Origin of the sequence: Gluconobacter sp. P5E10 (assembly GCF_018812145.1) — a bacterium.
GTDB classification, from domain to species: domain Bacteria; phylum Pseudomonadota; class Alphaproteobacteria; order Acetobacterales; family Acetobacteraceae; genus Gluconobacter; species Gluconobacter cerinus.
This window is the reverse complement of the sequence record NZ_JACRVZ010000028.1, coordinates 1-1,405: the sequence shown is the minus strand read 5'-3', so window position 1 is coordinate 1,405 and position 1,405 is coordinate 1. Positions and strand designations below refer to the sequence as shown.

Here is a 1,405-nt window from a genome sequence, read left to right as displayed (position 1 = left end):
CTGTCAGACAGATCCAGGTCTGAAAATTCCCCATCCTCCGAACCATCCTCGTCCTCATCACCAATTACTCGCAGCCCGGAAAACTCCCGCTGAACATCCTCAAGATTTGCGTCCTGAGCCTCAAGCCAGGCCTCAAATTCCTCGTCCCCCTTTTTGCTGGACGGTAGGGATGGGGATTCTCGGGACCCCTCCTCTTCCTCTTCAAGGTCACCAGACAGAGATGCTACTGGGGCAACGGAAGAAAAGCTGGGTGCGGCCTGTGAGGATCAGCTTATCGATGATAAGCTGTCAAACATGAGAATTCTTGAAGACGAAAGGGCCTCGTGATACGCCTATTTTTATAGGTTAATGTCATGATAATAATGGTTTCTTAGACGTCAGGTGGCACTTTTCGGGGAAATGTGCGCGGAACCCCTATTTGTTTATTTTTCTAAATACATTCAAATATGTATCCGCTCATGAGACAATAACCCTGATAAATGCTTCAATAATATTGAAAAAGGAAGAGTATGAGTATTCAACATTTCCGTGTCGCCCTTATTCCCTTTTTTGCGGCATTTTGCCTTCCTGTTTTTGCTCACCCAGAAACGCTGGTGAAAGTAAAAGATGCTGAAGATCAGTTGGGTGCACGAGTGGGTTACATCGAACTGGATCTCAACAGCGGTAAGATCCTTGAGAGTTTTCGCCCCGAAGAACGTTTTCCAATGATGAGCACTTTTAAAGTTCTGCTATGTGGCGCGGTATTATCCCGTGTTGACGCCGGGCAAGAGCAACTCGGTCGCCGCATACACTATTCTCAGAATGACTTGGTTGAGTACTCACCAGTCACAGAAAAGCATCTTACGGATGGCATGACAGTAAGAGAATTATGCAGTGCTGCCATAACCATGAGTGATAACACTGCGGCCAACTTACTTCTGACAACGATCGGAGGACCGAAGGAGCTAACCGCTTTTTTGCACAACATGGGGGATCATGTAACTCGCCTTGATCGTTGGGAACCGGAGCTGAATGAAGCCATACCAAACGACGAGCGTGACACCACGATGCCTRCAGCAATGGCAACAACGTTGCGCAAACTATTAACTGGCGAACTACTTACTCTAGCTTCCCGGCAACAATTAATAGACTGGATGGAGGCGGATAAAGTTGCAGGACCACTTCTGCGCTCGGCCCTTCCGGCTGGCTGGTTTATTGCTGATAAATCTGGAGCCGGTGAGCGTGGGTCTCGCGGTATCATTGCAGCACTGGGGCCAGATGGTAAGCCCTCCCGTATCGTAGTTATCTACACGACGGGGAGTCAGGCAACTATGGATGAACGAAATAGACAGATCGCTGAGATAGGTGCCTCACTGATTAAGCATTGGTAACTGTCAGACCAAGTTTACTCATATATACTTTAGAT

The 1,405-nt window shown here is 47.9% G+C and carries 1 protein-coding gene; it reads left to right on the top strand.

The window, feature by feature from the left end; all coding sequences use genetic code 11:
* Positions 1-509 precede the first annotated feature (509 nt).
* Complete coding sequence (gene blaTEM, locus KP707_RS16505; protein WP_215769452.1) at positions 510-1,370, top strand: TEM family class A beta-lactamase; 861 nt, start codon at positions 510-512, stop codon at positions 1,368-1,370.
* Positions 1,371-1,405 lie beyond the last annotated feature (35 nt).